Genomic DNA, 12,802 nt, shown 5'->3' with positions numbered 1-12,802 from the left:
TTTCTCTTTCATTTTAACGAAAGCTTAACAAGAGAACAATTTAAAATTTCGACAAGATTGACTTTGTAAACAAAAAGAAGACTCCTCATACGAGAAGCCTTCTTTTTTATTCATATTAAGACAATACTTTCATGACGTTCTTTACAGATTCAACAGAACGGTCAAGCTGACTTCTTTCTTCTTCTGTCAGCTCAAGCTCGATGATCTGCTCAAGGCCGTTTCCACCTACGATTGTTGGAACTCCAAGGTAAATGCCTTCGTAGCCATATTCACCTTCAAGGTATGCAATCGTCGGCATGACGCGGCGTTGATCTTTTAAGATCGCCTCAACCATTTCTACGAGTGAAGCAGCAGGTGCATAATACGCACTACCGTTACCTAATAGGTTGACGATCTCACCGCCGCCTTTTCTTGTTCTTTCAACAATTGCATCAATTCGCTCTTTAGGAATTAATGTTTCCAGCGGGATACCGCCTGCATAAGAGTAACGTACAAGAGGAACCATGTCGTCCCCATGTCCGCCAAGAACAAAGCCCGTCACATCTTTCACAGATAGGTTTAATTCTTGAGCAACGAACGTACGGAAACGTGCTGTATCAAGAATTCCTGATTGTCCGATGACTTTTTCTTTTGGTAATCCTGATTCTTTATAAACTGCATATGTCATTGCATCAACAGGGTTTGTTAACACAACAATGATCGCTTCTGGAGAATATTTAACGATTTCACGTGTCACACTGCGCATGATTTTTTCATTTGTTGACACGAGGTCGTCACGGCTCATTCCCGGCTTTCTTGCAATTCCTGCCGTAATGACCACGACATCAGAACCGGCTGTATCTTCGTAGTTAGAAGTTCCTGTAATATTCGCATCGAAGCCTTGAACAGGGCTTGCTTCCAGCATGTCAAGTGCTTTCCCTTTTGTCGGGTTCTCAAGCTGAGGGATATCCACTAATACGACATCCGCTAATTCTTTTTGAGCTGTTAGAAATGCTGTAGTTGCTCCAGTAAAGCCTGCTCCGATGACAGATACTTTTTTACGCTTGTTTGCCATTTCCTTTTTCCCCTTTAACTTTAAAGTTTAAGAATCAAGACAAGTTTTTGATGAGCTCGTCAGCAAACTCAGAACATTTCACTTCTGTTGCACCGTCCATTAATCTAGCAAAATCGTACGTGACGACTTTAGATGCAATTGTTTTTTCAACAGATTGAATCACTAGATCAGCAGCTTCTTGCCATCCAAGGTGCTCAAGTAAAAGCACGCCTGATAGAAGAACAGAAGATGGATTCACTTTATCAAGACCAGCATATTTCGGTGCTGTTCCGTGAGTCGCTTCAAAAATAGCGTGTCCTGTTTCGTAGTTGATGTTTGCACCAGGTGCGATACCAATTCCACCAACTTGTGCTGCAAGTGCATCAGAGATGTAGTCTCCGTTTAAGTTCATTGTTGCGACAACATCGAACTCAGCTGGACGAGTTAAAATTTGTTGAAGGAAAATATCTGCAATGCTGTCTTTGACAATGATTTTGCCAGCAGCTTCTGCTTCACTTTGCGCTTTGTTTGCCGCATCTTTTCCATCTTGTTCTACAATACGATCATATTGTGCCCATGTAAAGACTTTGTCGCCGAACTCTTTTTCAGCCACTTCGTAGCCCCAGTTTTTGAAGGCTCCTTCTGTAAATTTCATGATGTTTCCTTTGTGAACAAGTGTCACAGATTTACGGCCTTGGTCAATCGCATATTGGATCGCTGCTCTGACAAGACGAGATGTTCCTTCTTCAGAAACTGGTTTGATTCCGATACCTGATGTTTCTGGGAAACGGATTTTATTCACACCTAATTCGTTTTTCAAGAAGTCGATTAACTTCTTCACTTCGTCTGAACCTTTTGCATACTCGATTCCTGCATAGATATCTTCAGTGTTTTCACGGAAGATGACCATGTCTGTGTCTTCTGGACGTTTCACAGGAGATGGTACGCCTTGGAACCAGCGAACTGGACGTAAGCATGTGAATAAATCAAGCTCTTGTCTTAGTGCCACGTTCAATGAACGGATTCCTCCGCCAATTGGTGTTGTCAGTGGTCCTTTGATCGCGATTAAATATTCACGAATGTCTTCAAGTGTTTGCTCTGGAAGCCACTCGCCCGTTTTATTGTAAGCTTTTTCACCTGCATATACTTCTTTCCAAGTGATTTGCTTTTCACCTTTATATGCTTTTTCTACAGCTGCTTCAAGAACTCTTGATGCTGCTTTCCAAATGTCAGGACCGATTCCGTCCCCTTCGATAAACGGGATAATTGGATTATTTGGTACATTCAATACGCCGCCAGTAACTGTAATTTTTTCGCCTTGTGACAATGATATTACCTCCCAGGTTATGTAGTGAATATTTGAAACTTCCAAGCTTGATGTCTGCAAGCCAAGAAGTTTTTCACGTGATTCGTTTTTTGTTGATATGGAGGCTGATTGGTTTAGATGGATCAGCCTCCACTATTCTATAAACATTAGTCTCTTTCACTGATCGGAACAAACGTTTGAAGGTCTGGTCCAATATAGTCAGCTCTTGGACGGATCAGACGGTTGTTATCATATTGCTCTAAAATGTGAGCAATCCATCCAGAGAATCGGCTGATCACGAAAATTGGTGTAAACAAGTCATGATCAATCCCAAGACTGTGATAGACAGAAGCAGAATAAAAATCAACATTTGGTGGAAGATTTTTCTCTGATGTCACGATTTCCTCTGCGCGTACAGACATTTCATACCATTTTGGCTCGCCTGTGAGATTTGTTAAGCGCTGGCTCATTTCTTTTAAATGTTTTGCACGCGGGTCACCTTGGCGGTAAACGCGGTGGCCAAAGCCCATAATTTTCTCTTTCTTCTCTAGCTTACCATGAATATAGGAATCTACGTTTTCAACTTCGCCAATTTCTGAGAGCATCTTCATTACGCCTTCATTTGCGCCGCCATGAAGTGGTCCTTTCAATGCGCCGATAGCTGCTGTTACACCAGAGTAGATATCTGATAGTGTAGCAACACATACACGTGCTGTAAATGTCGATGCGTTTAATTCGTGATCCGCATGTAGAATGAGCGCTTTATCAATCGCTTCAATTTCTACTGGTGAAGGCTCTTCGCCGTTTAGCATATATAAGAAGTTTGCAGCATAGCTGTATTCTTCTTTTGGCTGTACAGGCTCAAGTCCCTTTCGAATGCGTGAAAATGCAGCGACAAGTCCAGAAATTTTCGCTTGTAAGCGAATGGCTTTTCTGTAATTCGCTTCTTTGTCCATAATCTCTGATTCGTCATCAAGCAAACCTAATAAGGATACCGCTGTACGAATCGCAGACATTGGATGAACCCCATCCAGCGAATAAGATTTAAAGTGCTCAATGATCTCTTGCGGAATATGAGCATTTTCATTGAGCTGCTGCTTTAACTCGCTTAGCTCCTGCTCATTCGGCAGCTTTAAGTGCCATAACAGGTAGACAATTTCTTCGAAAGTCGCTTTTTCAGTTAAATCATCGATATTGTACCCTACATAAGTAAGAGTATCATCAATAATTGAGCTTACGGATGAAGTTGTTGCCACGATACCTTCAAGACCTCTTGTTGCTGTCATGTTCAATCTCCCCTTTTTAAAAAGATTCCCCTTCGTTGCAAAATTCTCGCTTTTTGAAAGCGCTATCCAACCAAAATAGGCTGGCAGGTTTAGAAAAGAAAATGCTTACATTTACCTATACGGTTAGAGCGCTTTTAGCCTCATATCTCGTGTTTGATCAATGAGTTCAAAATTAAGCCTATTCCCATTATAAACAATAATCAGACATTTGTTAAATGTTTAACTATAATTTTTTTTGATATTTTTTTTTCCAGCCTTCCGGTTCGGGCATGGAATAAAGGGATTTTGCTTCTTTTAATATATTTAATTATGTTTTTTTGCAAAAGCTCACGTCAGAAAAAATATCAAAAGAAAGTGGCATGAGCCACTCTCTTTTTAACCGCTGAAAAATTTCACTGCTTGCATCGCTAAATAGGCAATTCCAGCACCAATCAGCGGACCAACAGCCACACCTTTGAATAAGCTGACTGCCAAAATCGTACCGAATACAAGTGCTGCGGTGATATGCGGATCGTTTTCGAGTAGCACAATGCCGTTTTTTGCAATTAATGCTACTAATATACCCGCTCCAAGAGCTATCCAAGCATAGGAAGATTTCATCGCTTCTCCAAGCTGTTTAAATCCAATGTCCCCTGTTGCGATCGGTACAAGCACAGCGATCGTGATGACCGTCACACCCCAATTAATACCTTTTGATTGCAGAACCGGGAATATTTTTTGATCCAGGCCAATCAGCTTAATTGCAATCAGCACAGAGACCGCTAAAATTAACGAATTGTTTTTTGCAATAAGTGCAATAACGAGTAAAAGAACCAAAAACAAATTTGCTTGAGTAAACATACGCCGCTCCTTTCTTTCTTTTTATTGCGACCTTTTCATATTACTAATTTTTTTGAATAAAATGAAGTATCGGACATGCTTGTTTTTTGGAGGGGATTGTGTGAATCACACGTATGTGGCCATTTTTTTGCGAAGTTTGATGATTTTCAGCATCGCCGTTTGTGCGGTTGTTTTTTTATATCAGTCTTTTCCGTTTTTATATCCATTTTGGATTGCATTTGCCGTGTCGTGTTTGATTCATCCAGCCGTATGCAAAATCGAAAACATGACCGGGATGCCAAGAGGTTTTGTTGTTATCATTGTGTTATTACTCTTTTTAGTGGTAGCAGCTGGATTCATGACACTTTTAGTGGCGGAAATCATTTCAGGAAGTGCTTATTTAGCAAAGGTACTGCCAGGTCATCTTGATCAAATGATTGGGATTGTGGAACGTTTTTTCACAGATCAGATTTTGCCTTTATATCATGATTTGACTGCTCAATTTAATACACTTCAAGCAGGTCAAAAGGAATCGATTTTAGGACAAATCCAAGCACTTGGTGACGAAGCAGCGGCAAAAATCGGGACTTTCCTTTCAAAAACTCTTGAATTCATTCCAGCTTTTTTAGGTCTTTTGCCTGATGCAGCAGCGACGCTTTTATTTTCCGCACTAGCGACTTTTTTTATCACAAAAGATTGGTTTACGTTAAAAAAATATGGTTCTCGTATCTTTCCCGCCAAATGGATGCTTCATACACGTGCCATTTTATCTGAAATCAAAAAAGCCATTTCTGGCTTTATGAAAGCCCAGCTTCTCCTTGTTGCCATGACCATTGGTATCGTGCTGATTGGACTTTTCATCTTAAAGGTCGAGCATGCGATTGTGATCGCTCTATGTATTGGTCTAGTTGATTTACTTCCTTACATCGGGAGTGGCACGGTTTTTCTTCCGTGGATCATTTACTCCGCCATGACAGGAAATCTTTCACTCGCCATTGGACTGGGCATTTTGTATATTGTGGTGCTCATTCAAAGACAAATATCAGAGCCAAAAGTCTTAAGTAAATCAATCGGTCTTAATCCTTTAGCAACACTTGTGGCACTGTTTGTCGGGTTAAAATGCTTTGGTTTTCTTGGACTTGCACTCGGTCCCGCTTCTCTTGTCGTTTGGCAGGCGTTTCGTAATGCAGGGGTTTTCAGAGACCTTTATCAGTACATTCGGTATGGTGCGCAAAAGTAAAAGAGACCTGATGCGAAGGTCTCTTTAGCGTATAATCGTATAGCGTTTGCGATTGGACATGTTTCTAAGCCAGCGCTCAAAGAGCGGTTTGATCCGTTTTCTTGTCATGGGAATGAGCAGCACAGCCCCAATCAGATCAGAAAGGAATCCAGGTATGAGCAGCAGCAAACCACCGATCAGAATGCAGAAGCCATCGACAATGGTGGCCCCTGGCATTTTGCCATATTGTAAATCTCGCTGCACTTTCTGAAATGCTTCTATTCCTTGTTTTCTTGCAAAGTAAGCACCTAATGCGCTTGTTAGCACAATGAATAGCATCGTTGGTAAAATACCAATGATGTTACTTGAGATTAAAAATAAACTAATTTCCACTGCCGGAAACAGAATCAATAATAGTAGAAAATATTTTTTCAAGCCATATCACCTCATGGGGTCTCTTTCATCGAAAGCTGTTTACTTTTTTTAGTGTAACATAAAAAAAAAGAGGAGTCAGATAACTCCCCTCGTGTGTGATTTAAAGGACGCTTGCACGGCCTTTGTAGATCGCTCCGCGTGCTGGATCTACTGTAATCTCTTCGCCTTCTTTTAGAAGTGTTGTGGCACTGTCAAGACCGACAATGACTGGAATGCCAAGGCTAAGCCCAACGACTGCTGCATGGCTTGTTAAACCGCCTTCTTCCGTGATAAGGGCAGACGCTTTTTCTAAAGCACCCATCATGTCACGATCTGTGCAGTTTGCGACAAGAATCGCACCATCGTACATTTTTTCCTCTGCTTCTTTTCCGCTCTGTGCAATAACAACCGGTCCAAATGCAGATTTGCGGCCAATTCCTTGACCCTTCGCAATGATGTCACCGACAACATACACTTTCATTAAGTTGGTTGTACCTGTTTCACCAACTGGCACACCAGCTGTAATCACGATTAAGTCACCATGTCTTACATAGCCTGTTTCAATTGACTTTTCTACTGCATTCTCAAGCATTTCATCAGTAGATGTCGTTTTTGAACCGCTCTTTGCAAATACACCGAATACGAGTGAAAGTTTTCTTGCCACTGATTCGTTTGCTGTGACTGCTACGATTGGTGCTTTTGGTCTATATTTTGAAATCATTCTTGCAGTATGACCACTCTCAGTAGGTGTCACAATCGCTGCCACATCAAGCTTCATAGCTGTGTGCGCAACAGATTGACCGATCGCATCTGTAATGCTGACCTCTACTTCTTCGCTTCTGCGAGAAAGGATTGCTTTATAGTTAAGTGCTTCCTCTGAACGTGAGGCAATGTTGTGCATTGTTTGCACAGCTTCAACTGGATATGTTCCTGCTGCTGTTTCACCAGATAGCATGATCGCATCTGTACCATCAAAAATAGCATTTGCCACGTCACTTGCTTCTGCACGAGTTGGACGCGGGTTACGCTGCATGCTGTCCAGCATTTGAGTTGCTGTGATGACAGGCTTGCCTAAACGGTTGCATTTTTTGATCAGCATTTTTTGAACAAGTGGTACTTCTTCTGCCGGAATCTCTACACCAAGATCTCCACGCGCGACCATCAGTCCATCTGATACCTCAAGGATTTCATCGATGTTATCAACGCCCTCTTGGTTTTCAATCTTCGGAATGATTTGAATGTCAGCTGCGTTGTTCTTTTCAAGCAGCTCACGAATTTCAAGAACATCAGAAGCTCGTCTCACAAAAGAAGCTGCGATGAAATCGACACCTTGTTCAATTCCAAACAGAATATCATTGGCATCCTTTTCTGTAATACCCGGCAAGTTCACACTCACACCCGGTACGTTGACACCTTTTTTGTTTTTCAGTGTGCCTGTATTCATTACTTTTGTGACGATTTCTTTTCGGTCCTTATTTAACTCTTTTACTTCTAGACCAATCAGACCATCATCTAATAAAATGGTTGAGCCCACTTCTACATCATGAATTAAATCTTCGTACGTCACACTGATTTTTTCAGTGTTTCCCACAATGTCTTCCATACTCACGATAAGATCAGCACCAGCAACTAACTCAATTGAGCCGTTTTCAACTGTACGTGTACGGATCTCTGGACCTTTTGTATCAAGAAGGATCGCAATGTCCTTGCCTAAAGTTTTACCTGCTTTGCGAATGTTTTCAATACGTGCACCATGCTCTTCAAAATCTCCATGAGAGAAGTTTAGTCTGGCTACATTCATTCCTGCTTCAATCAATTCAGTCAGCTTTTCAATGCTTTCACTTGCTGGACCGATTGTACAAACGATTTTTGTCTTTCTCATTACTGTTCCTCCTAAGGTCTTCTCGTTTTATATAGAGAGCTCTTGTGAAAGTCGGTACATATTTTGATCGACTGTATGCTTTTTATCTAAGATGTCTAAAATATCGTGATGAACGAGTTCGTTGCTTTGTATGCCTACACAGCGTCCGCCTCTTCCTTCAAGAAGAAGTTCTACTGCATACGCTCCTAGGCGACTTGCGAGCACTCGGTCAAACGCACTTGGAGAACCTCCACGCTGAATATGTCCTAAGACAGATACACGCGTTTCAAGGCTTGTCTCCTCTTCAATTCTCTTACCAAATTCGACACCGCTACCTACGCCTTCTGCGACGATGATGATACTGTGCTTCTTGCCGCGCTCATGTCCTCTTCTCAATCTGGCAATAATTTCGTCCATGTCATAGTCTGCTTCAGGAATCAAAATCGATTCAGCTCCGCCTGCAAGACCTGACCAAAGGGCAATATCCCCAGCATGTCTTCCCATTACTTCCACTACGTATGTACGTTCATGAGATGTGGCTGTATCACGAATTTTATCAATGGCATCAATGACTGTATTTAGTGCTGTATCAAAGCCAATAGTGAAATCAGTACCAGGAATGTCATTGTCAATCGTGCCAGGGACACCTACACATGGAAAACCGAGCTCTGTTAATTTCTTCGCTCCCATGAATGAGCCATCTCCACCGATGACAACAAGTCCTTCAATACCGAATTTTTTTAAGTTCTCAATCCCTTTTTCACGACCTTCAACTGTCTTGAATTCAGGACATCTTGCCGTGTAAAGTTTTGTTCCTCCACGATGAATGATATCGCCTACTGAACCTATTTCGAGTTTCTCAATTTTACCGTTAATTAGACCTGAATATCCATTATAAATACCGTAAACTTCTACATTATGGTAAATTGCTTTCCTTACAACTGCGCGCACAGCTGCATTCATTCCTGGGGAATCCCCACCGCTCGTTAAAACTCCTATACGCTTCATCTTTTTCACCTCAGAGACCATATATGAATTAAACATACCATTTCCACTGCTTGAAAACAATCATGAGCAAAACCGGATGTTTTCAATACGAATTTCTAAAACCGTACTTATTATACAATTAAATAAAATGTTTTTAAACAAAAGTTAAGAAAGTCATGAAAGCACTTTGTTCAAAAAATAGTTGATTCAAGTGCTATAAACCTTGTCAAATCAACGTTTTCAGACGTTTCAAATTTTATGAAAACAAAAGAAAATTATTTTCAAATAGCGCTTACATCAGATCGTTTTGATGAAAAAAGACGAAAAAAATAAACGCCAGCCAAAAGGCTGTACGTTTATTTAGTTTACCCCAATATATTGATTTTCAATCGATACTTTGCCGATTGCTTTGTATTTTTGATATCTTTGTTCGACTAATTCTTCAGGCGATTGTTTGAGCAAAGATGTAAGTGACTGTTTTAATGTTTTTTCAATGTAGGCTGCTTGTTGTTTCACGTCTCGGTGTGCTCCACCTTGCACTTCTTTAATAACATCATCTATAATATCTAATTCTTTTAGGTCTGGAGCGGTAATTTTCATTGATTCTGCAGCTTTTTTCGCAAGTGATGAGTCCTTCCAGAGCAGTGCTGCTGCACCTTCAGGTGAAATCACTGAATATGTTGAGTTCTCTAGCATAAATAGGTGGTTTCCTACGCCTAAGCCTAGTGCTCCGCCACTTCCGCCTTCTCCAATGACAATACAGACAACCGGTACACGAAGTCCTGCCATTTCGAAAAGGTTTTTCGCAATTGCTTCACTTTGCCCGCGTTCTTCAGCTGCTTTACCAGGATAAGCTCCTTTTGTATCAATAAAGCAAATGATTGGACGATTAAATTTATCTGCTTGTTTCATCAAGCGCAATGCTTTACGGTAACCTTCTGGATGCGGCATCCCGAAATTACGGCGCAAGTTTTCTTTTGTGTCTTTTCCGCGCTGATGACCAATGACTGTGACAGGAAGTCCTTTAAACGTGGCAATTCCTCCAACGATGGCTTCATCGTCGCCATAAAAACGATCACCGTGACATTCGAAAAAGTGATCAAACAGCTCTTGAATGTAATCGAGAGTTGTTGGGCGCATCGCATGACGAGCAATTTGCACTCTGTCCCACGGCTTTAAATTTGTATAAATGTCTGTTTCAAGCTTACTCAGACGCGTTTCAAGGCGCTCAATTTCCGCACTTAAATCCATCTCTGAGTTTTGTGTGAACTTTTTCAATTCATCAATTTTCGCTCGAAGTTCAATGACAGGTTTTTCAAATTCTAGTTCTCCAGCCACTCTCGTTCACCTCCTGTGCTGTGTAATGCTAAGATTTGGCCTAATGTTTCTTTCATTTCTGCACGGTGAATCACAGCATCTAGCTGACCATGCTTCATTAAAAATTCAGCCGTTTGGAAGTCCTCTGGTAGGTCTTCACGAATGGTTTGTTCAATGATTCTGCGACCAGCAAAACCAATTAATGCACCAGGCTCAGCAAAGTTGTAATCACCGAGAGACGCAAAACTAGCTGATACACCACCAGTTGTCGGATTGGTCATCACAGAGATAATCAGACCTTGATCCTCGCTGAACAGCTTTAATGCTGAACTTGTTTTTGCCATCTGCATTAGACTAAGAATCCCCTCTTGCATTCTTGCTCCTCCAGATGCAGTGAAGATGATAAATGGCACCTTGTCCGCTTTTGCTTTCTCAATAGCTAATGTAATCTTTTCACCAACGACTGAGCCCATGCTGCCCATACGGAACGTGGCATCCATGACAGCAATGACAGCACTTTGACCTTTAATTTCACCTTTTCCTGTTACGATGGCTTCATTCAAAGATGTTTTTTCTCTGTCTTTCTGAAGCTTTTCTTCGTAGCCTGGGAAACCGAGCGGATTCTCAGAAATGAGGTGACCGTTAAATTCTTCAAATGTGCCTTCGTCTACAAGGCTTTCAATACGTTGTTTTGCATTCATTTGCAAATGTCTGCCGCAATTCATGCAAACACGTAAATTTTTATCTAGTTCTTTGGTGAGCATTATTTTTTTACATTGCGGACATTTGGTCATGATGCCTTCAGGCACATCTTGACTTGCCTGTTCAGAGGGTACAGATGCATATTTTTTCTTTTTACTGAAAATATTCTTGATTGACAAATGACTACCTCCCTTTTTGAAGGGTTTTTTCTTTACACGCACATCCACTATTATAGGACATGTCATAACTGTACCGAAACTATTGTACTTTTTTTGTCAAACGCTGTCATCCTTCATTCAATTTTTTCAGTGGGGAATTGATGAGAAATGAGTATAGGTTTGGGGCGCTGAGTAGTTGGTATATGTGAATTGTGAACGTCTACAAAAAAATCTCATTTAGGATGAAAAAAATTTCGTGAAAGAGAGGAAATGGTGCACGTTTTTCCTCCAAATTCAGAAAAAACGTGCACACTTTTCCAATTCGATTACTCGCCGATAATCGTTAATTTTCTTGTTTTTTCTGCAACAGCTTCTGGGTCTACCTTGATTCTTGAAACGCCCGTTTCCATTGCTGCTTTTGCCACTGCTTTGGCTACCGCTGGCGCTACTCGTGCATCAAATGGTGCAGGGATAACGTATTCCGCTGACAATTCTTCATCTGATACAAGAGAAGCAATCGCTTCAACAGCTGCAATTTTCATTTCTTCGTTAATGTGTGTCGCACGTACATCAAGCGCTCCGCGGAAAATACCAGGGAATGCAAGGACGTTGTTCACTTGGTTCGGGAAGTCAGAACGGCCAGTTCCTACAACACTTGCACCTGCTGCATGTGCATCTTCTGGCATGATCTCTGGGTTTGGATTAGCCATTGCGAAGATGACAGGATCTTTTGCCATTTTCCCAACCATTTCTTTAGTTAAAGCACCTGCTACTGAAACGCCGATAAAGACATCTGCGCCTTCAATCACTTCTTCTAAAGAACCTTCTTTACGATCTTGGTTCGTGAATTTAGCTACTTCATTTTTCACTGCATTCATACCATTCGGACGACCTTCATAAATAGCGCCTTTTGTATCACACATGATGATATCACGTACACCGAAATGATAAAGAAGTTTGATAATCGCAATTCCTGCTGCTCCAGCGCCGTTTGCAACCACTTTAATTGAAGACATTGATTTTCCAGACAGCTTCAGTGCATTCACAAGTCCTGCCACTGTTACAATCGCTGTCCCGTGCTGATCATCGTGGAAAACAGGAATGTTTGTCTCTTTTTTCAAACGCTCTTCAATGATAAAGCAGTTTGGTGCTGCAATATCTTCAAGGTTCACGCCGCCAAACGTCGGCTCAAGAAGCTTCACTGTTTCAACGATTTTGTCTACATCGTTTGTTGCAAGTGCGATTGGGAATGCATCAACACCTGCAAAGCTTTTGAATAAAACAGCTTTTCCTTCCATTACTGGAAGAGATGCTTCTGCCCCAATGTTTCCAAGCCCTAACACAGCACTTCCGTCTGTGACAACAGCGACCATATTGCCTTTCATTGTATAATCATACACTTTGCTTGTATCGTCATAAATATCTTTACATGGCTCCGCTACACCTGGTGAGTAAGCCAAGCTCAAGTCTTTCGCATTTTTCACTTGTACCTTTGATTTTGATTCGAGTTTGCCTTGATTCTCTTTGTGCATATGTAATGCTTCTTCTCTTAATGACATGTGATGAACACTCCTTCAAGTGGAAAATGATTTAATGAATTGCTAAGTTGATAAGCACATACTTGGCAGTTTAAATACACAGAATCTTTAAAATGATAACACAATAGGTGAAATTGTAAAACATATTCAGACGATTTGTCA

At 41.1% G+C, this 12,802-nt stretch carries 11 protein-coding genes; 1 reads left to right on the top strand and 10 read right to left on the bottom strand.

All coding sequences use genetic code 11. The features are described from left to right. Positions 1-115 precede the first annotated feature (115 nt). From mdh to KFQ09_RS15585, 4 genes are all read right to left on the bottom strand, one after another. On the bottom strand, positions 116-1,054 hold the full coding sequence (gene mdh, locus KFQ09_RS15600) for a malate dehydrogenase (protein WP_007501693.1): 939 nt from the start codon (positions 1,052-1,054) through the stop codon (positions 116-118). Positions 1,055-1,088: 34 nt separating this feature from the next. Beyond that, entirely contained in the window at positions 1,089-2,360 is a 1,272-nt protein-coding gene (gene icd / locus KFQ09_RS15595) for an NADP-dependent isocitrate dehydrogenase (protein ID WP_008346060.1), read from the bottom strand. 146 nt (positions 2,361-2,506) lie between these two features. Further along, positions 2,507-3,625, bottom strand: coding sequence for a citrate synthase (gene citZ, locus KFQ09_RS15590; protein ID WP_008346063.1), 1,119 nt, complete (start codon positions 3,623-3,625; stop codon positions 2,507-2,509). 375 nt (positions 3,626-4,000) lie between these two features. Beyond that, positions 4,001-4,465 (bottom strand): DUF441 domain-containing protein, encoded by a 465-nt coding sequence (locus KFQ09_RS15585; RefSeq protein WP_007501699.1) that lies wholly within the window; start codon positions 4,463-4,465, stop codon positions 4,001-4,003. A 100-nt stretch (positions 4,466-4,565) separates the two neighbouring features. Between KFQ09_RS15585 and ytvI the strand changes: the two genes are divergently transcribed. Beyond that, complete coding sequence (gene ytvI, locus KFQ09_RS15580) at positions 4,566-5,684, top strand: sporulation integral membrane protein YtvI (protein WP_008346068.1); 1,119 nt, start codon at positions 4,566-4,568, stop codon at positions 5,682-5,684. Positions 5,685-5,708: 24 nt separating this feature from the next. Here the strand turns inward: ytvI and KFQ09_RS15575 are convergent, their stop codons facing one another. From KFQ09_RS15575 to KFQ09_RS15550, 6 genes are all read right to left on the bottom strand, one after another. Next, positions 5,709-6,098 (bottom strand): FxsA family protein, encoded by a 390-nt coding sequence (locus KFQ09_RS15575; RefSeq protein ID WP_061419875.1) that lies wholly within the window; start codon positions 6,096-6,098, stop codon positions 5,709-5,711. 100 nt (positions 6,099-6,198) lie between these two features. After that, positions 6,199-7,959 (bottom strand): pyruvate kinase, encoded by a 1,761-nt coding sequence (gene pyk, locus KFQ09_RS15570; RefSeq protein WP_008346071.1) that lies wholly within the window; start codon positions 7,957-7,959, stop codon positions 6,199-6,201. A 27-nt stretch (positions 7,960-7,986) separates the two neighbouring features. Then, the gene (gene pfkA / locus KFQ09_RS15565) at positions 7,987-8,946 is read right to left on the bottom strand and encodes a 6-phosphofructokinase (RefSeq protein WP_017358271.1); all 960 of its coding nucleotides are present in this window, start codon (positions 8,944-8,946) and stop codon (positions 7,987-7,989) included. A 339-nt stretch (positions 8,947-9,285) separates the two neighbouring features. Beyond that, positions 9,286-10,263, bottom strand: coding sequence for an acetyl-CoA carboxylase carboxyl transferase subunit alpha (accA, locus tag KFQ09_RS15560; RefSeq protein WP_017358272.1), 978 nt, complete (start codon positions 10,261-10,263; stop codon positions 9,286-9,288). Next, complete coding sequence (gene accD, locus KFQ09_RS15555) at positions 10,248-11,123, bottom strand: acetyl-CoA carboxylase, carboxyltransferase subunit beta (RefSeq protein ID WP_008346077.1); 876 nt, start codon at positions 11,121-11,123, stop codon at positions 10,248-10,250. Before accD ends, accA begins: the two co-directional genes overlap by 16 nt. A gap of 305 nt (positions 11,124-11,428) precedes the next feature. Continuing rightward, positions 11,429-12,661, bottom strand: coding sequence for an NADP-dependent malic enzyme (locus KFQ09_RS15550; RefSeq protein WP_007501712.1), 1,233 nt, complete (start codon positions 12,659-12,661; stop codon positions 11,429-11,431). Positions 12,662-12,802 lie beyond the last annotated feature (141 nt).

Origin of the sequence: Bacillus sp. FS02 (genome assembly GCF_024398395.1) — a bacterium.
Taxonomy (GTDB): Bacteria; Bacillota; Bacilli; order Bacillales; family Bacillaceae; genus Bacillus; species Bacillus altitudinis.
This window is presented reverse-complemented; position numbering and strand designations above follow the sequence as displayed.

Bases quoted from the DNA above. Each gene is read 5' to 3' on its own strand.
- mdh (WP_007501693.1), bottom strand. From the start codon at position 1,054: ATGGCAAACAAGCGTAAAAAAGTATCTGTCATCGGAGCAGGCTTTACT.
- citZ (WP_008346063.1), bottom strand. From the start codon at position 3,625: ATGACAGCAACAAGAGGTCTTGAAGGTATCGTGGCAACAACTTCATCC.
- KFQ09_RS15585 (WP_007501699.1), bottom strand. From the start codon at position 4,465: ATGTTTACTCAAGCAAATTTGTTTTTGGTTCTTTTACTCGTTATTGCA.
- pyk (WP_008346071.1), bottom strand. From the start codon at position 7,959: ATGAGAAAGACAAAAATCGTTTGTACAATCGGTCCAGCAAGTGAAAGC.
- pfkA (WP_017358271.1), bottom strand. From the start codon at position 8,946: ATGAAGCGTATAGGAGTTTTAACGAGCGGTGGGGATTCCCCAGGAATG.
- KFQ09_RS15550 (WP_007501712.1), bottom strand. From the start codon at position 12,661: ATGTCATTAAGAGAAGAAGCATTACATATGCACAAAGAGAATCAAGGC.